Raw genomic sequence first — 22,516 nt, forward strand, 5'->3', positions numbered from 1 at the left:
ACCACCGACCTTAGCCCAGCGGTGTCTCACTGGGCTGAGCTACCATCACCAACCGCTCCGCCAGCCCGCTGCGCCGCTGGGTTGGCGTGCGGATGGCGCTGTTGAGCACCTTTTCACTTGCATACAGCGACAGCTGCCGACGCGCGCGGGTAATGGCGGTATACACCAGTTCGCGCGTCAACACCGGCAGAAAGTGGTTGGGCAGTACCAGCACCGTATGGTCAAACTCTGAACCCTGAGACTTGTGCACCGTCATGGCAAAGGCGGTTTCATGAGCCGGCAAACGACTGGGTTGTACCGATTTGATATTGCCGTCCGGCAATTGGAAATGCACACGCAGTTCGCCGTTCTCCCCCGGCAGCGCAATGCCGATATCACCGTTAAACAGCCCCAACGCACTGTCGTTACGGCCAATCATCACCGGTCGACCACGATACCAGCGCCCGGCGGAAGCCAGGTTGCGACGAATCAGCCCCGCACGTTGCAACCCGCTTTCAATCCGCTCGTTCAGTCCGGCAACGCCAAAGGGTCCTTCCCGCAGCGCGCACAGCACCTGGAAGCGGCCAAATGCCGCCAGGATCTCGACCGCCGGCGCTCCGGCGGCGACCCGCTGGAGATAGTCGCGATAACCGGCCACACAGGCATCCAGCAACGCCTGATAATCCTCGGTTTCCACCAGCGGATAACCGGCAACGTCGCTAAAACTGCCGTTGAGCGCGGCCCAGGCTCGTTTGTTGTCGCCGGCATTCACCGCCATCGCCAGTTGACCAATGCCGGAATCGGCGTCAAAACGGTAACTCTTGCGCAGCAAACACAGGCTATCGCGTACCGCTGCGTCACCCTGCGCGCTCTGACCGCTCAATGTACAGCCCGTCAATTGTGCCAATTGTGCAGCGCGAGCGTCGCTATAGCCTTGCTCGGCAAAACGGCAGATATCTCCCAGCACCGCGCCTGCTTCCACCGAGGCCAGTTGATCGCGATCGCCAAGAAAAATCACCCTGGCGTGCGGCGGCAAGGCGGCGATCAGACGCGCCATCATCGGCAGATCGACCATCGACGCCTCATCCACCACCAACACGTCGAGATGCAGCGGATTGCCACGATGATAGCGCATGCGTTGGCTGTTCGGCTGTGCGCCCAGCAGGCGGTGCAGCGTTGCTGCTTCGGTGGGGAATAACGCCCGCTGTTCAGGGCTGAGCGGCAATTGTCGGCTGGCGCTGCCCAGTGACTCGGTCAGTCGCGCTGCCGCCTTGCCGGTTGGTGCTGCCAGTTGAATGCGCAAACGCGCGCCTTCGGCCAACTGCACCAATGCGGCCAGCAGTTTGGCCACGGTGGTGGTTTTACCGGTGCCCGGCCCGCCGGATATCACCGCGATGCGCCGGGTCGCGGCCACCGCCGCGGCAATTTTCTGCCAGTCCGGCGTGTCCGTTGCTGTACCGAACAGCTGGTCGAGGATCGCGCGCAGACGCTGAGTTTCGATAACCTGCGGTATGCTATCGCTGCTGATAAATGCCGCTACCTGGCCTTCACTTTGCCACATGCGCTGTAAATACAACCGCTGTTTTTGCAGCACCAGCGGCGTTGGCAGACTGCCGTCACTGACCGCCGGCGAGCTCAACAACCGTTGCCGCCAGTCATCCAGATCGGGCAGTCCTGCTGCCTGCCACACCGCCTGTGCCAATGCTGGTTGCCGCCCGTCGAACAGGTTCTCCGGCATCAGCTGTTGCAACAGCAGACAGACGTGCCCCGCACCGGCTTCCGCGCTGAGGCAAGCGGCGGCCAGCAGCATATCCGGTCGATCCGGCGGCGCTACCACCCGTGCGAACTGCACGTCCAGCGGGCGCAGTACGCCAAGCGTTGCCGCTTGCTGCAATAAATCGATCATTGCTCGGCCTCCGTTGCACGGGATACGCCGCTGAACAGCCGATCCATTCCCATGACCAGTTCACCGTCCGGACGGCAGGAAAAGATGCCGTTGCCAGGGTGTTCAGCAGCGACGCCGCGCAAAAACAGATAAATCACGCCACCAAAATGGCGCTGATAATCGTAATCCGCCAGACGGTGCCGCAGGTAACGGTGCAATGCCAGCGTGTAGAGCTGATATTGCAGGTCGTAGCGATGTTCGGCCATCGCCTGCGCCATTGCCGGCTGGGTATAGGCGCTGCTGTCCTCCCCCAACCAGTTGGACTTATAGTCCAGCAGGTAATACTTCCCCTGCCAGCAGAATACCAAATCGATAAAGCCCTTCAGCATGCCCTGCACCTGCTGAAAGTCCAGTGCCGGACAGCGGGCAGACAGCGGATCGTAACGTTTGGTCAGCGCATCCAGCGCATCGGCGCGCAGCAGGTCACCTATCGGCAGGTAGAACTGCAGCTCAGCCTGTTTGGCCTGCGGCGCCAGCATCGCCAGTGATACCCCGCTGTCGTTGAGCCGGGTGTGCAGCAAGACCTGCATCCAGTCCTGCAACACCGGCAGCCAATGGTCGTCATAGCCGTGCAAACGCAACTGCTCCAGCAGCCAGTCGGCGTCCAGCGGTTGGCTGAAATCCAGCGTTTCGAACAGGCTGTGCAAGAAGGTTCCGGGTGCCGCGCCGCGAGGAAAAGTATGCGGAGTAAGCGCCGGCTCACCGTCTGCGGCTTGCTCGCCGGCGGCATCCACATCCAGCCGCGGCAGCAGATCCTGGGTGATTCCCGCCGCCCCATGCTGTTGCAGACCGGTATAACTGGTGACTCGCCAGTAATCCTGTACCTGGCGGGTAAAGCGGCGGGCGGTCAGTTCGGCCGCTGCCTCGGCTTGCGCTTGCCACGGTTGCGGATCAGGCTCGTCCACCGGCGACAGCGCGACGCCGTCGCCGGTCAACTGTTGCAAACGTTGCTGCAGATAGCTGGCATCGCCGGCTTGCCCGGCCTGCACCAGATAGCCCAGTGCACTGCGGTGCAAATCGGTGTCGCCCTGCTTCTTGCGCGTCCCCTGAATCAACGGGGCAATGCCAATGCTGCAGTGATAGACCGAACGGGTCAGTGCGACGTACAGCAGGCGCAGATCTTCCGCCAACCGCTCTTCTTCGGCCCAGGCAAGGCTTTCTTCATTGGCATTAAGATCGAGCAATGCCTTGAAATTATTGCGATCGTGATACAGCACCTGTTGCTGCTGGCGGAAATTGCCGACAAACGGCAGCCAGACCAGCGGATATTCCAGCCCCTTGGACTTATGGATAGTGATCACCTGCACCAGGTGGCGATCGCTTTCCAGACGCAACTGTTGATTGTCCGACTGGCGGTTAGGCTGGGCAATCTGCTGCGCCAGCCAGCGCACCAGCGCATGTTCGCTGTCGAGCTGCGCGGAGGTTTCCTGCAACAGTTCGCCCAGATGCATCACATCGGTCAGACGACGCTCGCCGCCGGGACTGGCCAGCAGGTTCTCCGCCAGATGACGGCGCGTCATGACTTCACGCAGCATCGGCAGTACGCCGCGCCGCTGCCAGTGGCTGCGATAGCCGTCAAATTCATTGACCAATAGATCCCAGGCACGTTCGTCATGGTTCAGCGCGTCCAGCGTCGGCGCGTCCAGCCCCAATAGTCCGGTCGCCATCGCGCTACGCAGCGTACGTTCCTGTTCAGGCGCCAATACCGCCTGCAAAAGCCACAGCAAATCCTTGGCCTCCGGCGTGTCAAAGACGCTGTCGCGGTTGGAAAGATACACCGACGGGATGGCCAATTGGCTCAGGGCATCGCGCACCAGCGCGGCTTCGGCGCGGCTGCGTACCAGAATGGTGATATCCGACGCCTGCACTGCACGGCGCTGTGCACCGTTAAGCAACCAGGCTTCACCGCGCTGGCCGGCGCTCAGCCAGTCACGGATCTGCGCCGCACACCAGCGCGCCATCATCTGTTGGTAATCACTTACTCCCACACCTTCGCCCTGCTGTAACCAAAAATGCAGCGCCGGCTGTACGGTCGCCTGGAGTTCGAACCCCAACCCCTGATTTTTAGCGGCAGCGGCCACGGCAACAAACGGGATCTGGCCAAACAGGAACGGCTGTCCAACCTGCGAAAACAGCTTATTGACGCTGTCTACCATGGCCGGAGACGAACGCCAGTTAGTCTCTAGCGTATAGTGGGCGCTTACCTCTGAGCGAGCACGCATATAGGTGAAAATATCCGCCCCGCGGAAGGCATAAATGGCCTGTTTGGGATCGCCGATCAGCAACAGACCACACTGTTCGCGTCCGACGTACAGCTTTTGGAAAATGCGATACTGCTGCGGATCGGTATCCTGAAACTCATCGATCATCGCCACCGGAAAGCGCTGACGAATCGCCTGCGCCAGCTGTTCCCCACCGGCGCTTTGTAACGCCGCATCCAGGCGACCAAGCAGGTCGTCAAAACCCAGTTCAGCGCGTTGACGCTTTTCCTGTTGGATTGAGGTGCGGATTTCGCTCAGCGCGCGCGCCATGATCAGATCACGCAGCGTCAGCGGTTGGTCAAACAGGCTATCGATGGCCACAAACAGCGGGTGTCGCGGTGGCTCGCCTTTTTTGGTTTTTTCCAGTAGCGTCGATTGGCGGAACTTTTCCAGCTCTTTCGGCAGTTGATAATCCTGGGTGGCCAATGCGCTCCATTCGCCAACCTTGCCCAGCCAGTTAGGTAAATGCTTACTGCTGTAGCTGCGTTTATCAACGCCGGAAGCGCTAATCAGCGCTTCCAAATCCGGCGCGGCCGCTTGCCATTGCGCTTTTATCTGCTCAATACGCGCCACGATTTGCTCGTGACGCATCAACACCGTTTCATCGTCTTTAGGCGGTTGTCGCAGGGTGGGCGCTTCGCCGTGCAGATAGCCGGCCAGATCGGCCAGTAACGCCTCCGGTCCACTCCATTCCTGACTGACCGCGCGGGCTACCGCCAGCGGCAACGGATAGCATTGCCGCCGCCAAAAGTCGGCGCAGGCCTGACGGCGCAGCGGCAGCTCATCCTGAATCAGCGTTTGTTCAAACAGAATCCCGGACTCGAAGGCATTGTGTGCCAGCATCCGCTGGCAGAAACCGTGAATGGTAAAGATCGCCGCCTCGTCCATCTGCCGCTCCGCCGCCAGCAACTGCGCCGCGGCGTCGGCCAGATCGTCGATTTCCGCCATCAGGGCGGAAAACAGCGGATCGGTGCACTGTTCCCGGCCGCGTACGCAGGCAATGCGCAGACCGTGGATATTGCTGCGTATCCGGCTGCGCAGCTCTTCGGTCGCCGCTTCGGTAAAGGTCACCACCAGGATTTCCTCTACCGTCAGCGGCCGCGGGAAAGCCGCCTGCTTGCCCAACCCCAGCAACAGGCGCAGATATAACGCGCCGATGGTGAAGGTTTTCCCGGTCCCTGCCGACGCTTCAATCAGTCGTTCGCCAAACAGCGGCAACGTCAGCGGATCGAGCCTCTGCGGGGTGCTGGTTGTCATGGCGTCGCGACCTTACGCGGCAGCGTTTGCTGGAGCGCCGACGCATTCGGCATCGACTGCCAGCCCTGCGGCGCCGCATAATCGGCTTTATCCTGACTGCTGCCGCTGACCTGCGACAACACCGCCAGGCCGTTCGGCTCAATCACCGCCTGGTGGAAAAAGTCCGCCAGTTTGGCCGGCGTCAGCTGCTGTACCTGGGCGATCAATTTCTCGCGGGTGTCAAAGGCAAAGTTACCGCGATCAAAATCATTGCTAAAGCGGCTGGCCTCTTCGCTCAAGGTCTGCGGACGCTGCTTCAGTTCGTTAATCAGCGCCTGCTGATACTGGGCGAAGTCGGCCTCACTCATGTCACGCAGGCGCTGCTCGGCCTTCGGATAGAAGTCCTGATAACGCTGATACAGGTAAGCCGGCTGTTTGCTGTTGCTTTGCAGCAGGAAGCCCAGCCCCCACTGCCGCCCCACCGACATTGGGAAGGCGAATACCGCATACCCCAACTGTTCCTGGGTACGCAACTGGCTATAGAACCATGGCTGGATAATCTGTCCGAGCAATGAGCTGTAAGCCATGCCGGTGACCTCTTGATAGCCAGTCGGTACATACACCGCCGCCAGCGCCGAATCGGTGCTGCTGCCCGGACGTTGCAGGCTGGCCAACTGCCGCTTGGCAATTTGCACGTCTTCGCCGTGCCACCAGGTCTCGCCGCTACAGCCCAAACGCTGTTTCAGCGAGGAGGCCAGCGTATCCACCTGTTGCTTGCTCATGTTGCCGACCACCAGCAGTTCAGGTGTCGCTTCAGCCAGCAACGCGTTGCGGTAGGTCAGCACGTCTTGCAGCGTCAGGGTCTGCAACAGGTTGCGGCGTTCGCTGCGCTCGCTGTACGGCACGCGAGAAAGCATCTGCACCGGTTGCATCGCCAGCTCAAACGCCTTGCCCTTTTCCGCGGCGTCCAGCTGTTCCAGATACCAGGACTTGGCCTGTTGCAACTGGTCTTCGGTCGGTGTAAAGCTCGAATAACCTTCAATCAGGGTAGTCAGCAGCTGTGGCAACCGCTGGGTAAAGCCGTTGGCATTAAACAACAGGCCATTGTCCGGCGAGGTAGAGAAGCTCAAGCCACCCACCGACGCCTGATAGCTCAGTTGGTCGAGGGCAATGCCCGCCAGGTAGTCAGTCAGCGAGAACAACACCTGATTGCGAGCGGAATCCATGGTTTTGGCGTTGCGGAACGCCACGGTGACATCGGCTTTCGGCTCATCGGCAAAATAACGGCTCGGCATATACAGCACACGCAGCCCCGGCTGATTGACCACCAGTTCGGGCTTGGTGAACGCATGCGAAGGTTGGTTGAGCGTGAAATCATCCGGGATATACGGATTCAGCGCGGGCAATGACAGGCTGATCCCCTGCCCCAACTGCTGCCATTGCTCAAACCGCGCGGCGTCGATTTTATTGACCTGATAAGGCGCGTTAACGAAATACGCCATTTTATCGTGAGGTTCATTCGGGCTGATAAACCAGATGCGCGCGTTTTGCGGCGTCATTTCCTCCAGTCGCTGCGCTATGGCTTGCGGATCGTATCGATCTGCCAGATAAGGCGCATCCAGCGTATGCTCAACCGGCACGCGCAACATGGTATCCACCAGCCATTCGATATAGTCCATATCGCGAGTAATCGACGGGTAGCGGAAATCCAGATTCAGCACGTGCGAGATTTCGTCAAAGTAGCTTTTTTTGACGCCTTCACTGCGCAGCATTTTCAAATAATTGAAGATAGCCGCCACCACCTCGTCACGCTGGGCCAACCCTTTGTCGGTGAGTGACACGCTGATGGAAAACACGCCGCCATTGCGATCGACCATCGGATCGGCGCCGGCATTGATGGCGTCTGCCAGCCCCTGTTTCTGCAACCAGTCTGACAGCGTGTTTTGGCTGCGGTTGCCGATCAGATAACTGATGTAGGTATCGGTCTTGCTGCGGAACGCCGCACTGTTGTTATCAATGCGGAACTCGACCTTCAGCTGTTTGCGCGGTTGGGCAGGCACGTAATGAATAATGATACCCTGCTGCTGTTTGGTGACCGCCGGAACGGTAATCGGCGCAACGCTGGCATTATGGTTAGGTACGCGGCCAAAGGTTTTTGCCGCCAGCGTGGCCAACTGTGGCAACGGCTGATTGCTGTACAGCACGCCCATCATCAGATTGGCGGAATAGTAGCGCTGGTAGAACGCCGTCAGTTCATCGTGCAGTTTGCTGCCGGGTTTATCCTTGAGCGTATCCAGATTGCCGCCGGAAAAGCGTGCGCTCGGGTGCGCCGGATTTAGCGTTTCCGCGCCGACCTGTGCCATGCGCATACCGTCGCGTGAACGCGCCATGGTTAATTCGGCATTCACCGCATTGCGCTCTTTGTCGGCATTGCCGGGATCGAGCAACGGCTCGGCAATGGCATCCGCCATGCGGTCAACCGCCGGTTCGAGCGCATCGTTTTCCACTTCCAGGTAAAAAGCGGTACGGTACGACGCGGTACTGGCGTTGTGGCTGCCGCCATGCTTCTTGAGAAATTCGGACAGGTTTTCCGGTTCCGGGTAACGCTTGGAGCCCATCAGAACCATATGTTCCAGATAATGTGCCAGACCAAGCTGGCTGTCGGGATCTTCCAGCGACCCTACCGGCAACGCCAACGCAGCCAACGACTTCGGCGCCTGCGGATCGGAAACCAGCAGCACCGTCATGCCGTTATCCAGTTTGATCGCCTGGTAATGGCGTGGATCGTGATCGCTCTTGTGGATTTTCTCCGCCAGCGGTTGCCATCCCTGTGCGGCCCAGCTTAACGGTGCCCAAAATAGTACTACCAACATCAACCCGCTGAGGCGGGCCAATCGTCTGCGCATATCCAAAATAAACCCCTATTCAGGCGCGGTTTCGCCACATCCCTGACGACCCCGCCGCTCATCAAAAAACAGCAAAGCTATATGCCGATATCTTATGTAAGACCGGAAACAACCCTGAAGGTTGAATATAAACCAGTTTATTTTTACCATCTCCCGACAACCAGTACCACCCGGTGACGATCACCCTATATTATGGCGAGCCACCGGCAGCAGGTAACGCTCTGTTTCCGCCACAATTTGTGCCAGCGTGGCGTTGTCCAACTGACGGAATACCCGCTGAATATACGGATCCTCCCCCTCGCCGGGAATGCGCTGATCGCCCTGCCATGCCAGCAGCAGTTTGGCCCGCGCCTTGGCCTGCGCCTCCTCGCCCCAATCAATCTGCTGTGAGTCCTGCTGATAGCACTGGCTTAACCACGCCCAGCCGCTTTTGTTCAGCAGCATCAGCGGTTCACACAGCCCGCGCTGATAACCGGCGATCAGCTCGGCAAGCTGGGCTCGCGCAGCCTCTGGCGGCAATGCGGCAAAACGCCAGACGGCGTTCTTGCGCCCGAACATCCGGCTTTCACCCTCGCCGCCGGCACAGCAATAGGCCAGATGTTCCAGCCACAGCAAGATACCGTCGACCGCAGACAGCGTCGCTGGCCGCCAACGCAGCAGACCGTCGTGCTGCACCTGATGCAGCCAGCCGCCAAGGCGCACGCCGGCGATGTCGAGATCCAGCTCCAGGCTACTGCTTTCCCGCCTTTCTTCGCGTACCTGCGCTGCCAGTTCGCTCATTTCCTCTTGCTGTTTTTGCCAGTAGATCTCGCCAAACGGGCCGTACGGCAAACCGCCGGAAGCGCGTATCCGCTGATACAGCCGCGTCGCATCCTGGTCTTCAATCAGCGCGTTCAGCAGCTGATTGTTGAATTGATAGCGGCTGAGGTTGTCCAGCGTAAACGGTTCCTCATCCGCCAGTTCGGTTTCTTCCAGAATGAAGTTGACCCCCAGGCGCAGTTGGAAGAAGGCGCGGATCGGATGGCGATAGAAACGCAGCAGATCGTCAAGTGATAGCTGCGTCTGCGGTTCTAGCGGCAGCGGCTGATTGAACACCGGGTGCGCTTCACCGCGCCGGTCGGCAGCCGGTAGCCATTCGGCAGCGTAGCTCTGCGCTTCGGCCTCCGGCAGAAAGTTCTCTACGGCGAACGGCATGCGGGCATGCCAGCGCAGCAAATGCTCACCGACCCGCTGCGCGCTGCCGTCGGCGTCCAGGTGCTCATCGCCCGGTAAACAATAGCTTTGTTGCAGATACTCCAGCAACTCGGTCACCAGCACCGAGGGATAACGCTCGCTATTATCCTGAATCGACCGGCCGATAAAGCTGATATACAACTGCTGCTGCGCCGACAGGATGGCCTCAAGGAACAGGTAGCGGTCATCGTCGCGCCGGCTGCGATCGCCACGCTTGACCTGTTGAGCCATCAGGTCAAAGCCCAGCGGTGGCAGGGTGCGCGGGTAAACGCCGTCGTTCATGCCCAGCAGGCATACTACCTTGAACGGAATGGAGCGCATCGGCATCAAGGTGCAGAAATTGATTTGCCCAGCCAGAAAACGCTGGCTGATACGCTCCTGGTCGAGCCGTGCTGCCAGCTCGTCTCGCAACAGCGTCAGGGGTACCGCGTCGGGGTAACGCGCCCCCTGGCCGAACTCGATCACCTGCTGCCACTGCTGTTCGATCAGCGCCAGTATCACTTCCGTGTCGGCATCGGCGGCAAAAAAACTGTCCAACAATCGGCGGCATAGCGGCAGCCACTCCGCCAGCGTACGTGCTTCGCCCAACCGTTGCCGCCAGTCGGCAAGCTGCGCCAACAGCTCCGCCAGTTGTCCGGCCAGCTCCGCCGCCAACCCGCTCGACTCGTCATACGGCAAGACGCCTTGCCAGTCGCCGATATTGCTGTCCATCGCATAACCGAGCAGCATGCGCGTGATGCCGAACTGCCAGGTGTGCTGGCCGGTGGCCGGCAGCGCCAGTTGACGCACGTTGTCATCGTCCAGCCCCCAGCGTACACCGGATTCGCTGACCCAGCGACGCAACAGACGCAGCCCCTCTTCATCGATGGCGAAGCGCGCCGCCAGCGCCGGAACCTCCAGCAACGCCAGCACCTGTTCAGCAGAAAAACGACTCTGCGGCAGATCCAGCAGTGAAATAAACGCCTGCAAGGCAGGGTGAGCCTGTCGTGCTTTCCGGTCGGAAATGGCGAACGGCAAATAGCGCTCCGGCGGCGCATTACCGAATACCGCCTGAATGTACGGCGTATAGCTGTCGATGTCGGCCACCATCACGATGATGTCACGCGGCGTCATCTGCGGATCCTCCGCCAGCATCGCCAGCAGTCTGTCGTGCAGCACCTCCACCTCGCGTTGTGGACTATGGCAGGCGTGCAGGCTGATGGAGCGATCGGCGGGATCGAGCGTACGCTTGTTGTCGCTGCGCTCCAGCGTTTGCGCCGTGGTGCCGATAATTGCGTGATCCTCCAGCTCCAGCATGTCATGCTGAATGGCATGCAGCAGGTTGTCCGGCGCAATATCCACAAAGGCGTCAACCTCCTGCAACGACGCCATCTGCGCCAGCAGGTACAAATGGTCGCGCCCCAGCTTGCCCCAGGAGGCCAGCAGCGGGTTGCTCAAGCGCTGTTCACCGTCGGCGTCAAACAGCTGTGCGGCCTGCTCCGGCTGGCGGAATAGCCCCTGTTCGCGCGCCTGCTGGTGATGGCGGCGTTTACGGCTTTGCAGCCGCGCCAGGAACGCATAATCCTGAATATCGCCCCAGTAGTAACGGCACGGGTTGGTGAACATAAGATGAATATCGATATGTTTGCCCAACGCCTGCAACGCCTCAAGGTAGATCGGCGGCAGCGCCGAAATGCCGCAGATAAACACCCGTGGTGGCAAACCCGGCGGGCAGGTTTGTGCCTGTTCCAGGGTGCTGATGAAACGCCGGTACAGATTGGCTCGGTGCCACTCCGGCTGCCCAAGCTGCCGGGTGTACTCCACCAGGCGTGCCCATAACGGCGCCTGCCATTGCTGCGCCTCTGACAGGGCGTCGATACGCTTGCCGCGTTGCCAGCTTTCCAGCCACTGCGGCCGATACACCAGATATTGGTCAAACAGATCGGCCACTCGCCCGGCCAACTGATGGATTTTGCGCTTGTCGTCGTCGTCGGACAGATAATGCTGTAACGACACAAACTCCGGCTCGGTCAGCATATCCGGCAGCAGCCACATCAGTTTCCAGGTCATGGCGTCTTTACTGAAGGCGCTCTCCTGCGGGATACCGGGCAATACGCGGGTGAACATTTCCCAGATAAACGATGCCGGCAACGGGAAGGCGATATTGGCGGCAATACCGAACTGTTCGGCCAGTTGCATCTGCAACCACTGCGCCATGCCGGGGCTCTGAACCAGTATGACTTCCGCTTGAAAAGGATCGGCCAACGGTTCTCTGTCGATCAACGCACTGGTCAGCGTCTTCAGCAAATCCAGCTGATTGGAATGGTAAACCGTGAACATGAGACTCCTTTAAACCCGTCATACTGTAAAAAATAGCGCGGCTCTGACGCCACGCTGGCGCCGCGTCACTGTTTCACGCCCGCGTGGCGCAACGGTACCGTCGCTGGCTGCCCCGATCGGTGACCACCGCTGCCGCCAGGCAAATCGCCGTCGCAATACCAGCGGCCAAGCTGGATCCGCTGTCGTTGCGGGGTTTGTATCGTGACCGTCAGCCGATGGCAAGCGCCATCTTCGCCACTGTGCTGTAGTTCACGTCGCCAGCCGGGGGCAAGCGTCTCCACCCCCTCAAGGCCGGCGGCATCACGCTCCAACTGTTGATGCGCCAATGCCCAGGCCTGGCGAGATTGCCATTGGCGCTGAAATCCCTGTAACAATACCTGATGGTACTGCAACAGGCCGAGTAACGACACCGAGAACAACAGCGCGGCAATTAACACCTCAGGCAGGCTGAAGCCGCGTTGAGGCGCCGCATCGGCCGCTATCGACTCAGTCCGCACAGTCGGCCTCGTTTCTTTCCGGGCAGAAATCCAGGCGCCCGCCGACTACCGCGGCCAGTTTGCCCTGGTCGTCTGGCGTCGCCAACTGGTAGAGCCAAAGCGGCCGATCGCCAGCCAGCGTTCCCCGGCCGCGCAGCAGCACGATCCCGGCCCGAGCCGACATTCTGCCGCAGACCTGCAACTCAGCCATATGACGCAGACAATGCCAGCGTTGCACGTTCAGCCGAGCGACCGGCCATGGCTGCACCAGGCCCCAATTCAGCGCCGACGACGCCTGATTATACGCCACCAGATAACGCTGCTGATCGGCCGCCAGCAACAGAGCGTTGTCCAGTTGCCGCTGCTGGGCAGTTAACAGCATCAGCCCCATCGCCAGCAGCAGCATCACCGCAGCCAACGCACTGCCGCCCCGCTGCCGCTGCGAGTTCATCGTAACACCAGGCTGACGGTAACGGTCAGCGTACGCTGGATATGCGGCCGCGCCGTTGCATGCCCTGTCAGCGACAGGTGTACCGCCTGGCGGCGATGCCGGCCGGGCAGCATGTCGATCCTGAAGCTGTCGATATGAATTTGCTGATGATCGAGCAACCGTTCCCAACCGCCGCCATGGCAGTGACTCACGCCGCGTTGGCGCTCCAACGCCCCCTGGCGCAGCCGATAGGCAAATTGTTCGGCTTCGCTGCCGCCCCTTTCCCAACGGCCATTGCGGTTCAGATCGTAACGGACGATCACACAGCTGGCGTTTGCTTCCCCCCGGTGCTGGCCAATGAGTAGCGGTTGGCCGTGACAATCACCGGCACAGAACCCGGTGCGACGAAGATCTTTTTCAATGCCGAATGCCAGCTGGCGCAGCGCCAGTTCCAGGCGATAATAGTGGCCAAGAGTCACACTCTGCTGACGCAAAAGCGGATACGTTTTGGCAGCCGCCAACGCAACCAGACTGCCGAAAACCATCGCCAGCAGCGCTTCGGGCAAGCTAAAACCTTGCGAGGACGCTAGCATCGGCCGATCCCGCCAAGCGCCGCCTCGACGCTGCATAACCGCAGCCGTCCTTGCGCCGATAGCACCACCCGCAGGCTGCCAACAGCGTTGCTCAATTGGATATGCCCGGCCTGGGCGCTGTTGCGCAGGCCGTAAAACCCGATCTCCTTGCGGGTATAATCGCTCAACAGCACGTCTGCAGACGGTGCCAGAAATACCCAACCTTCGGCCGTGTCACAGGTCAGCGGTTCGCTACCACTGCCGACGCACCAATGCTCCCCCGGTTTGAACCACAGCAGCGCGGCACGATTGCGCCAGTTGGCGTCAGCCTGCAGGCGAGTGAGAAACGCCAGCAGTTGCAGCGCGGAATGTTCCAACCGTAACGCCTGCCGGTGCTGCTGCCAGTGGCCGACACCCCAACCGCTCAGCAATGCGGCCAGGGCGATCGCCACCAGCAGCTCTATCAGCGTCATGCCGCGCTGGCGGTGGGCGTGACGAATGCATCTGTTTTTCATGGCGGCGAGTGTAACGCGCAGAAAAAAAGTGAACAGCGGACGGTGTGAAGGCTGGAAAACGTTACGCAATTTATTGATGCACAGGCTGAAACTGCCCATCAAAATACGAGGCGCTGCGCAAAATAATCTATTGCGACGCCGCGACGGGCGAAAAAAAGGCGCAAACAAGTTGCGCCTGGAGAGTTGCTTGATTGACGGTCAGATGGCGACCGGTGCCTTGATGGCAGGATGCGGATCGTAACCTTCGATTTCGAAGTCATCGAAACGGTAATCAAACAGCGACGCCGGTTTGCGCTTGATTACCAGCTTCGGCAATGGCCGTGGCTCACGGGTCAACTGCAACGCCGTCTGTTCCATATGGTTGCTATAGAGATGGGTGTCGCCGCCGGTCCAGACGAAGTCACCGACCTGCAGGTCACACTGCTGCGCCATCATATGCACCAGCAGCGCGTAGCTGGCGATATTAAACGGCAGACCGAGGAACACGTCGCACGACCGCTGGTACAGTTGGCAAGACAGCTTGCCGTCGGCCACGTAGAACTGGAAGAACGCATGGCACGGCGCCAGCGCCATCTGCTCCAGTTCGCCGACGTTCCAGGCGGAAACGATGATGCGACGGGAATCCGGGTCCTGTTTCAACTGTTGCAGTACGTTACTCAACTGGTCGATTTGACGCCCATCCGCCGCGCCCCATGCGCGCCACTGCTTGCCATACACCGGGCCAAGATCGCCGTTTTCATCCGCCCATTCGTCCCAGATGGTGACCTTATTGTCACGCAAATAGGCAGTATTGGTATCACCGTTCAGGAACCACAGCAGTTCATGAATGATTGAGCGCAGGTGACATTTTTTGGTGGTCACCAACGGGAAGCCGTCCTGCAAATTGAAACGCATCTGGTGGCCGAAAATGGACAACGTGCCAGTGCCGGTACGATCGGCTTTAGGGGTGCCCTCGGCGAGCACTTTCTTCATCAAATCCAGATACTGTTTCATTTTTCCTCACGAAGTTTGTTGCTGTGGACGACGACGATACGCCCAAATCATCATAATGATACCGGCCAATACCATCGGAATCGACAGGATCTGCCCCATACTGATCACGCCGTCGAACAGGCCGAGCTGCGCGTCCGGCTGGCGGAAGGCTTCGACGATGATGCGAAACGCCCCATAGCCAATCAGGAACAGGCCGGAAACCGCACCCATTGGGCGTGATTTGCGAATAAACAGATTCAGAATGATAAACAGCACTACGCCTTCAAGCAGCAGTTCATACAGCTGCGAAGGGTGACGCGGCAGCACACCGTACTGGTTCAGCAACGGCAGCCATTGCGGATCGGCGGCGGCAATGGCGATGTCTTCATTGCGCGAGCCGGGGAACAGCATCGCCCAAGGCACGTCGGAGGTGACGCGGCCCCACAGTTCGCCGTTGATGAAATTGCCGAGACGCCCGGCCCCCAGACCAAACGGGATCAGCGGCGCGATAAAATCCGATACCTGGAAGAACGTGCGCTTGGTGCGACGTGCAAACCAGAACATCACCAGAATCACGCCCAGCAGGCCGCCGTGGAATGACATGCCGCCATCCCAGACTTTGAACAGGTACAACGGATTATCAAGGAACAACGGCAGATTGTAGAACAGCACATAGCCAACGCGGCCACCGACAAACACCCCGAGGAAACCGGCATACAGCAGGTTTTCCACTTCGTCTTTGGTCCAGCCGCTGCCCGGTTTATTGGCACGGCGGATCGCCAGCCACATGGCAAAGACAAAGCCGACCAGGTACATCAAACCGTACCAGTGCAACGATACCGGGCCGATTGAAAAAATCACCGGATCAAATTTAGGAAACGCCAGATAGCTATTGCTCATCTATCACCACAACATGTCAATTATGTCGATTATTCTTCCCCAGTGGGGGCGGCAGGTGCCAAACGCGGTGCCGGCCAGCTTTCTGGCGGCAGCGCAATGGAGGAAACGCATCATAACATAGGCTTAGCGCTGTCCGGCCTGGCCCGCAGGGAAAAGTTCTGTAAAAAAATCAGTCAGCGCGCGGCTCAGCGCCCGCCACGAATCAGCCCGCCCATGCTGCGCCGCTCCATAAATGCCGCCACCAGATGGCGCACTTCGGTGGTCATCTGGGCATTGAGCACCCGCTGTGACAGGGCTTGCGCCTCTGCCAGTTCGATATGCCGCAGCAGGTATTTGATCCGCGCCACGCTGCGTCCGTTCATGCTGAGATGGCGATACCCCATGCCAACCAACAGCAGCGCGCCCATCGGATCGCCGGCCAGTTCGCCGCACAGCCCCACCTGCAAACCGGCGGCCTCCCCCTGCTCGACGATCATCTTCAGCACCCGCAGCATCGACGGATGCAGGCTGTCATACAGCGACGCCACGCGGGTATTGTTGCGATCGACCGCCAACAGATACTGCGTGAGATCGTTGGTACCAACCGAAATAAAATCAACCCGCCGAGCCAGGAAGGGGATCAGGAAGATCATGGACGGCACTTCAAGCATCACGCCGATCTTCGGCTTGGGAATGGCATATCCCAACACTTCTTCTACCTCGTTGCCGGCACGTTCGATCAACCGTTTCGCCTCGTCGATCTCATCCAGGCTGGTGATCATCGGCAACAGAATGCCCAGGTTGCCGGTACCGGCATTGGCGCGCAGCATCGCGCGCACCTGGATCAGGAATATTTCCGGCTGATCGAGGGTAACGCGGATACCGCGCCAGCCCAGACACGGGTTTTCTTCGCTGATCGGCATGTACGGCAGCTGTTTGTCGGCACCGATATCCAGCGTGCGCAGCGTGACCGGTTTGCTGGGATAAAGCTGCAACATGCCCTGATACTGCGCCACCTGTTCTTCTTCCGACGGAAAGCCGCTTTGCAGCATGAACGGGATTTCGGTGCGATACAGGCCGACACCGTCGACCCGGCCTCCCAGCAGTTGCTCATGTTCCGGGCTTAAACCGGCATTGAGCATCACCTGAATCCGCTCACCGCCTTTCATCTGGGCCGGTTGTTCAACGTCGTCTTCCGCCAGCTTGCTGAGTTCCAGCTCTTCGTTAATCAGCCGCTGATATTCCTGCACCAGCACCGGCTCCGGATCGACCAGCAGTTCACCGCGATAGCCGTCAACAATCAGCAGCCGCTGGTTCAGCAACGACGGCTGAATATCGGCCCCCATCACCGTCGGCACGCCCATTGCGCGTACCAGGATCGCGGCGTGCGAGTTGGCGGCACCGTCGCGCACCACCACGCCGGCCAGACGATCCGGCGGCACTTCCGCCAACAGCGTCGCCGTCAGTTCGTCCGCCACCAGCACAAAGCGAGCCGGCCACTGGGTGGCGCCCTCGGTGGTGTCATCAAGGTGGAACAGCAGCCGCTGGCCGAGCGCGCGCAGATCGCTGGCGCGTTCGCGCATGTAGGTATCCTGCAGGCTGGCAAACTGGGCGGCAAACGCCTCAATCACCTGCTTGACCGCCCACTCCGCCACCGAACCGGCGTCGATTTCGGCAAACAGTTCGCGTTTCAGGCGCGCGTCGTTCAACAGGTGGGAATAAAGATCGAAGATCGCCGCGCTCTCTTTTTGCGAGCTGGCGGCAAAGCGTTTGCTGAATCGGCGGAACTCCGCGCCGGCTTCTTCCAGCGCCTGGGTCAGCCGATCGCGTTCGCTGACGGTATCCAGCGTCGAGGCTCTGAAGACCTGGTCGAGCGACGGCTGGCTGCTGTCCTGCCAGCCTTCGGCCACCGCCACGCCCGGCGACGCCGCCAGGGCGCGGATACGCGTCTGGCGATATTGACCGAAGATGGCGTTGAGTTGCGATTGGGAGAGAATGCCGGCCATCTGCGTGGCCAGCGTAACCATGAAAGACTCTTCGCTTTCATCGAACTGGCGCAGCTCGCGCTGCTGCACCACCAACACGCCCAACAGCTGGCGGCGGTGGATAATCGGCACGCCGAGGAACGAACGGAAACGATCTTCCTTCACCTGCGGCACATATTTGAAGCTGGGGTGGCTTTGCGCATCCGCCAGGTTGATCGGTTCTGCCCGCCGACCGACCAGGCCAACCACGCCTTCGTCAAACGCCAGGGCAATGGTACGCCCGCGCGGCTTTTTCAACCCGCGCGTCGCCATCAGGTAATAGCAACGACGATCGTTATCTGCCAGATAGATGGAACACACTTCGGTGTCCATCGCCTGACAGGTTTCATTGACCAAAAGATCCAGCGCATCTGTCAAACTGGCTGCCGCGGCTACCTTCTCAACAATTTCTCGCAAGCGCGTGAGCATAGTCTGCTTAACTTAACCTCTTTTTCGGCGGTAAGCGGGAGCCTGCCGTGGCGCTGTCTGCTCCTGCATCGGCATCACGGTTGCTGCGAATTCTTTCATCACCCGGCGGTACACGTCACGTTTGAACGATACCACCTGACGTACGGGATACCAGAAGCTCACCCAACGCCAGCCGTCAAATTCCGGCGTGCTGCTGCGCTGCATATTGATATCCGCGTCATTGCACATTAGCTGCAACAGAAACCATTTCTGCTTTTGGCCGATACAAACCGGCTTTGTGTCCCAACGCACCAAACGTTTTGGCAATTTATAGCGCAACCAGTTACGGGTTGAAGCCAGGATACGCACATCCTTTTTATTCAACCCCACTTCTTCGAACAGCTCACGATACATGGCCTGTTCCGCGGTTTCGCCAGGGTTAATCCCACCTTGGGGAAACTGCCAGGAGTGCTGACCGTAGCGGCGGGCCCACAGGACCTGCCCCTGACGATTACAGATTACGATACCAACATTCGGGCGGTAGCCATCATCATCGATCACCGGACTACCTCGATAAGCAAAATTCGTAAAGATGCTCTGATTGTTTCACACAAGCTACAGGCGGTAAACCACTGCTTTGCAGCGCTGCGTCTCGGATAACGTTGGGATAACTCACAGATAATGGCAAAGTTATAAACAACGAGCGGGATTTTCACGGCGATTTATTCACTTTTTCTGTGGATAGGTGTGTGAAGAACTCAAGGGATAAGCCGGTAAAACTTCTTTCAACGCCAAATACGCCCCTGGGTGAATTATTTATTTATTGTTTTAAAACAATTGGGTAAATCGTTATCGTCAGTTATGTACAGGGTAAAAATGTGATCTATGCACGCTTGGGATCTTGCGCTGGTGAAAGATCCACCAAAGATGTTTTTATCCACAGATTATTCGCCTGCGTTACGCACAAATCGGACAAATTCGCAAAAAAACCGCTGAGTCAAGGCTGTAAATCGAACCAGTGATCGGTAAAAATGTGGGTTATCCCATAAATCTGTGGATAAATAGGTGTAAGATCCTGTTCATTGTCGGTGGCTACAGGTGCACAAGCGAAAACAGAAATCGCTTTCTGGCCGCCGGCATCAGAAAAACCCATGTAAAATCATGCTACTATTAACCTTTTCCCCAGGCGGCAGCCCAGGCTGACTACCGAGGGTAAATGCAGTGCATTTTTTAACCACCAAACACAGGCTTGATTTATGGCGCTTTTATCCCCGCTGCTCCCGCCGCCGAAAGATGAACAACAGCTGCTGGCGCGCGCGCAACAGCTTGCCGGCTGTAGCTTTGGCGAACTCGCCTCCCAGGCAAACATCGCCATCCCCAGGGACTTGAAGCGGGACAAGGGTTGGGTTGGCATGCTGTTGGAGCTGTATCTGGGCGCCATGGCCGGCAGCAAGCCGGAACAGGATTTCCCCGAGCTGGGCATTGAATTGAAAACCATCCCGATAGACGCCGCCGGCAAGCCGCTGGAAACCACCTTCGTGTGCGTCGCCCCACTCACCGGCAACAGCGGCGTGACCTGGCACAGCAGCCACGTGCGGCACAAACTGGCGCGGGTATTATGGATCCCGGTAGAAGGTGAACGGCAGATTCCGTTAGCGCATCGGCGCATCGGCTCGCCGCTGCTGTGGAGTCCGAACGCGCAGGAAGAAGAGATGCTGCGCCGCGACTGGGAAGAATTAATGGATCTGATCGTGCTTGGCCACGTTGAGCGCATTACCGCTCGCCACGGCGAGGTGCTGCAACTGCGGCCCAAGGCCGCCAACAGTAAAGCGCTGACCGAAGCCATCGGCGAACAGGGGCAGCCGATCATGACGCTGCCGCGCGGTTTTTATTTGAAAAAAAGCTTTACCGGCGCGCTACTGGCAAGACATTTCTTAATTTAAAGCGCCTTTGTTTAGTTCGCGTTTAACTAATGTCGTAATCTCGATAAGTGCGTATAATTCCCTCTTTGAAATTTTTAAGGTGTGCTGGGCAATGTTTGAGTGGATTGTAGATCCCAATGCGTGGTTGGCGTTAGGTACGCTGACCATCCTGGAGATCATTCTGGGTATCGATAACATCATCTTCCTTTCTCTGGTGGTGGCAAAGCTGCCTAAAGCGCAGCAGAACAAGGCACGTCGGATCGGCTTGGCGGGGGCAATGCTGATGCGGCTGGGGCTGCTGGCCTCCATCGCCTGGGTGATTCGCCTGACCCACCCGCTGTTTACCGTCATGGAACACAGCATTTCAGCCAGGGATCTGATCCTGCTGTTTGGCGGTCTGTTCCTGATCTGGAAGGCCAGCAAGGAGATCCACGAAACCATCGAAGGCTCCGAAGAGCATCACAGCAGCAAGGTGCATGGCTTTTTTGGTGCCATCGTGCAGATCATGCTGCTGGATATCATCTTTAGCCTGGATTCGGTGATTACCGCCGTTGGCCTGTCCGATCATCTGTTTATCATGATGGCGGCGGTGGTGATTGCAGTCGGCGTAATGATGTTCGCCGCGCGGCCGATTGGCGAATTCGTCAATCGTCATCCGTCGGTGAAGATGCTGGCGCTGGCGTTCCTGATCCTGGTCGGCTTCACCCTGATGCTGGAAAGCTTCCAGGTTCATGTGCCAAAGGGTTACATCTACTTCGCCATGTTCTTCTCGATGTCGGTAGAAGCGCTCAACCTGATGCGCGGCAAGAAAGACAAGCCAACCGCCTAACCTTAACGGAGGCGCATCCCTGTGCGCCTCCGGTCAACGAATCCTTTAACTTGCCAAGATAAAGAGTTATCTGAGATAACCTTTACGCATCATTTGCTAATCTTATAACAACGTTCTTTTATGCTTAATTGAGGATCCGCAGGATGAAAAAGTGGGTAATGGCAGTTTGCGCCGTGGTGATGGCCGCCGGATTGGCAGGCTGCTCCAGTGATTACGTGATGGCAACCAAAGACGGCAAGATGATCCTGACCCAGGGGAAACCCGAGATCGATGAAGATACCGGTCTGATCAGCTACCACGATGAAGCCGGCAACAGCCGCCAAATCAATGGCGATCAGGTATCGCAGGTTATCGAGCGTTAATCGTCTCAACGGCTATCGCTGACGTCAGCGCGCGGTAGCCATTCTGTTCCCTCCGCCGCATTTAATCCGCTTTCCCCTTCCGCGCAGCTTGGTTATAGTCGAGCAGAGCGTCCTGACGCTCTCTAGGCGACGAACCTGACGGCAGACTCCTGTTTCACCGGGCATCGCTGCCCGCAGCGCTATCAAGTAAGGAAGATCGTTAATGCAATATCATCGTATTCCCCACAGTTCTTTAGAAGTGAGCGTGCTGGGACTGGGCACCATGACCTTTGGCGAACAGAACAGCGAAGCCGATGCCCACGCGCAACTGGATTATGCGTTAGCCGCAGGCATCAATCTGATCGATACCGCCGAAATGTATCCTGTCCCACCTCGCCCGGAAACCCAGGGGCTGACCGAACGTTACATCGGCAGTTGGATCAAGGCGCGCGGCAACCGCGAAAAAATCGTACTGGCCAGCAAAGTCTCCGGACCGGTGCGCGGCAATGACAGCGGCATCCGACCGCAGCAGGCGCTCGATCGCAAAAACATTCGCGCCGCGCTGGACGCCAGTCTGCAACGTCTGAACACCGATTATCTCGATCTGTACCAGCTTCACTGGCCGCAGCGCAGCACCAACTGTTTCGGCAAGCTGAACTATCAATATACTGACGAGATGGCCAGCGTCACCCTGCTGGAAACGCTGGAAGCGCTGTCCGAACAGGTACGCGCCGGCAAGATCCGCTATATCGGCGTATCCAATGAAACCCCGTACGGCGTGATGCGTTACCTGAGCCTGGCGGAAAAGCACCAGCTACCGCGCATTGTCACCATTCAGAATCCGTACAGCCTGCTGAACCGCAGTTTTGAAGTGGGGCTGGCGGAAATCAGCCAGTTTGAAGGGGTAGAATTACTGGCCTATTCCAGCCTGGCCTTTGGCACACTGACCGGCAAATACCTGAACGGCGCCAAGCCGGCCGGGGCGCGCAATACCCTGTTTAGCCGCTTCACCCGCTATTCGGCGCCGCACACCCAACGGGCGATTGCCGAATACGTGGCGCTGGCGCAGCGACATAATCTGGATCCGGCGCAGATGGCGCTGGCATTTGTGCGCCAACAGCCGTTTGTCGCTAGCACGCTGCTGGGCGCAACCACCCTGGCACAGTTGCAGACCAATATCGACAGCTTCAACCTGACGCTGGACCAAGAGGTGTTACACGGGTTGGAGGAAATTCATACCCGCTTCACCATTCCTGCGCCATAACCACC

General features: G+C 58.7%; 16 protein-coding genes. 4 read left to right on the top strand and 12 right to left on the bottom strand.

The window, feature by feature from the left end; all coding sequences use genetic code 11:
• Nucleotides 1-10 precede the first annotated feature (10 nt).
• From recD to rppH, 12 genes are all read right to left on the bottom strand, one after another.
• On the bottom strand, nucleotides 11-1,885 hold the full coding sequence (recD, locus tag AC2AXP_RS20425; RefSeq protein ID WP_484381903.1) for an exodeoxyribonuclease V subunit alpha: 1,875 nt from the start codon (nucleotides 1,883-1,885) through the stop codon (nucleotides 11-13).
• Nucleotides 1,882-5,442, bottom strand: a complete 3,561-nt coding sequence (recB, locus tag AC2AXP_RS20430; protein ID WP_004959173.1) for an exodeoxyribonuclease V subunit beta — start codon at nucleotides 5,440-5,442, stop codon at nucleotides 1,882-1,884. The genes recD and recB overlap by 4 nt, the downstream gene beginning before the upstream one ends.
• Complete coding sequence (ptrA, locus tag AC2AXP_RS20435) at nucleotides 5,439-8,327, bottom strand: pitrilysin (RefSeq protein WP_004959172.1); 2,889 nt, start codon at nucleotides 8,325-8,327, stop codon at nucleotides 5,439-5,441. Before ptrA ends, recB begins: the two co-directional genes overlap by 4 nt.
• 180 nt (nucleotides 8,328-8,507) lie before the next feature.
• Entirely contained in the window at nucleotides 8,508-11,879 is a 3,372-nt protein-coding gene (gene recC / locus AC2AXP_RS20440; protein ID WP_484381904.1) for an exodeoxyribonuclease V subunit gamma, read from the bottom strand.
• Nucleotides 11,880-11,944: 65 nt separating this feature from the next.
• Nucleotides 11,945-12,376, bottom strand: a complete 432-nt coding sequence (locus AC2AXP_RS20445; protein WP_004959169.1) for a prepilin-type N-terminal cleavage/methylation domain-containing protein — start codon at nucleotides 12,374-12,376, stop codon at nucleotides 11,945-11,947.
• The gene (locus tag AC2AXP_RS20450; RefSeq protein WP_004959168.1) at nucleotides 12,366-12,806 is read right to left on the bottom strand and encodes a YgdB family protein; all 441 of its coding nucleotides are present in this window, start codon (nucleotides 12,804-12,806) and stop codon (nucleotides 12,366-12,368) included. The genes AC2AXP_RS20445 and AC2AXP_RS20450 overlap by 11 nt, the downstream gene beginning before the upstream one ends.
• Nucleotides 12,803-13,378 carry a prepilin peptidase-dependent protein gene (locus AC2AXP_RS20455; RefSeq protein WP_039991802.1) on the bottom strand — a complete coding sequence of 192 codons (576 nt, stop codon included), beginning with the start codon at nucleotides 13,376-13,378 and terminating at the stop codon, nucleotides 12,803-12,805. The genes AC2AXP_RS20450 and AC2AXP_RS20455 overlap by 4 nt, the downstream gene beginning before the upstream one ends.
• Nucleotides 13,372-13,872, bottom strand: coding sequence for a prepilin peptidase-dependent protein (locus tag AC2AXP_RS20460; protein WP_039992586.1), 501 nt, complete (start codon nucleotides 13,870-13,872; stop codon nucleotides 13,372-13,374). Before AC2AXP_RS20460 ends, AC2AXP_RS20455 begins: the two co-directional genes overlap by 7 nt.
• 198 nt (nucleotides 13,873-14,070) lie before the next feature.
• Nucleotides 14,071-14,865, bottom strand: coding sequence for a thymidylate synthase (thyA, locus tag AC2AXP_RS20465; RefSeq protein WP_004959165.1), 795 nt, complete (start codon nucleotides 14,863-14,865; stop codon nucleotides 14,071-14,073).
• Nucleotides 14,866-14,871: 6 nt separating this feature from the next.
• Nucleotides 14,872-15,744 carry a prolipoprotein diacylglyceryl transferase gene (gene lgt, locus AC2AXP_RS20470; RefSeq protein WP_004959164.1) on the bottom strand — a complete coding sequence of 291 codons (873 nt, stop codon included), beginning with the start codon at nucleotides 15,742-15,744 and terminating at the stop codon, nucleotides 14,872-14,874.
• Between the two features lie 185 nt (nucleotides 15,745-15,929).
• Nucleotides 15,930-18,176, bottom strand: coding sequence for a phosphoenolpyruvate--protein phosphotransferase (ptsP, locus tag AC2AXP_RS20475; RefSeq protein ID WP_004959163.1), 2,247 nt, complete (start codon nucleotides 18,174-18,176; stop codon nucleotides 15,930-15,932).
• A 12-nt stretch (nucleotides 18,177-18,188) separates the two neighbouring features.
• Nucleotides 18,189-18,716 (bottom strand): RNA pyrophosphohydrolase, encoded by a 528-nt coding sequence (gene rppH, locus AC2AXP_RS20480; protein ID WP_004959157.1) that lies wholly within the window; start codon nucleotides 18,714-18,716, stop codon nucleotides 18,189-18,191.
• 695 nt (nucleotides 18,717-19,411) lie between these two features.
• Between rppH and mutH the strand changes: the two genes are divergently transcribed.
• From mutH to AC2AXP_RS20500, 4 genes are all read left to right on the top strand, one after another.
• Nucleotides 19,412-20,098 carry a DNA mismatch repair endonuclease MutH gene (gene mutH / locus AC2AXP_RS20485; protein ID WP_088499773.1) on the top strand — a complete coding sequence of 229 codons (687 nt, stop codon included), beginning with the start codon at nucleotides 19,412-19,414 and terminating at the stop codon, nucleotides 20,096-20,098.
• Nucleotides 20,099-20,189: 91 nt separating this feature from the next.
• Nucleotides 20,190-20,906 (top strand): TerC family protein, encoded by a 717-nt coding sequence (locus AC2AXP_RS20490; RefSeq protein ID WP_004959150.1) that lies wholly within the window; start codon nucleotides 20,190-20,192, stop codon nucleotides 20,904-20,906.
• A gap of 143 nt (nucleotides 20,907-21,049) precedes the next feature.
• Nucleotides 21,050-21,268, top strand: a complete 219-nt coding sequence (locus tag AC2AXP_RS20495) for a YgdI/YgdR family lipoprotein (protein ID WP_004959143.1) — start codon at nucleotides 21,050-21,052, stop codon at nucleotides 21,266-21,268.
• Nucleotides 21,269-21,470: 202 nt separating this feature from the next.
• Nucleotides 21,471-22,511: an NADP(H)-dependent aldo-keto reductase gene (locus tag AC2AXP_RS20500; protein ID WP_039991800.1), complete on the top strand. Its 1,041-nt coding sequence runs from the start codon at nucleotides 21,471-21,473 to the stop codon at nucleotides 22,509-22,511.
• Nucleotides 22,512-22,516: the final 5 nt, after the last annotated feature.

The organism is Serratia sp. Sp408, from assembly GCF_057180665.1.